A 755-nucleotide genomic window follows, 5' to 3' on the forward strand; every position below is an offset into this window, starting at 1 on the left:
ACAGCGCGGTCTTCCTCACGGAGGACGTGCCGCTGCGCCCGGCCGTCGTCGAGCGCGAAGGGATCGCCCTCGACTTTCCCGATCCCGGCCCGAACGCCATGCAGGCGGCGCGGCGCGTCGCCTACGGGCTCGACGACGCGGCCCGGGAGGCGGGCCATGCGGGCGGGCATGCGGGTGGCCATGCGGGCGGCCACGAGACGAACCCGCCGGCCCGGGCCGCGCCCACCCGCACGGCCGAGGCGCGCGCCGGCGGGGAGGCCACCGCGCCGCTCGCCGGCCACCCGGTCCCGCTGCTCCTGCAAGAGCGACCCGACCATGTCGGCGTCTGGGGGCCGAACGCCGCCGCCTGCGGCGCGCCGCACCGCCGCCGCGGCTATTACCAAGCCACCATCACGAGCGAGCGCGCGCGGGCCGGGCGCACGGTCTGCACCTTCCACGACGGCCGGCGGGTCGGCAACGCCTGGGTGGCGGGCGCCGACTGCACCGATCGCGGGCGGCGCTGGTCCTCCCAGGTCCGCCTCCTGGTCGAGGGCGACCGGCTGACCTGGACGAGCGCGAAGGGCAGCGCGACCTACGTGCGCTGCGGCCGCCGGGCGGGGTGAGGCGCGCGGCGGTCTCCCTTCCGCGGACAGGACGATCGCATATGGCGGTAGCCGCGCCCGATCCGCGCCGCGCTCCCTCTCCCATAGGGAGAGGGCTGGGGTGAGGGGTATGAGGCGTCCGAACAGGGCTCGACCTGAACGCGCGTCGATGGC

The 755-nt window shown here is 77.0% G+C and carries 1 protein-coding gene; it reads left to right on the forward strand.

The features are described from left to right. On the forward strand, positions 1-602 hold a 602-nt coding region (locus AX737_RS34745), incomplete at its 5' end, for a peptidase inhibitor family I36 protein (RefSeq protein ID WP_197430688.1). Positions 603-755 lie beyond the last annotated feature (153 nt).

This window comes from Methylobacterium sp. CCH5-D2, assembly GCF_001556475.1.
GTDB classification, from domain to species: domain Bacteria; phylum Pseudomonadota; class Alphaproteobacteria; order Rhizobiales; family Beijerinckiaceae; genus Methylobacterium; species Methylobacterium hispanicum.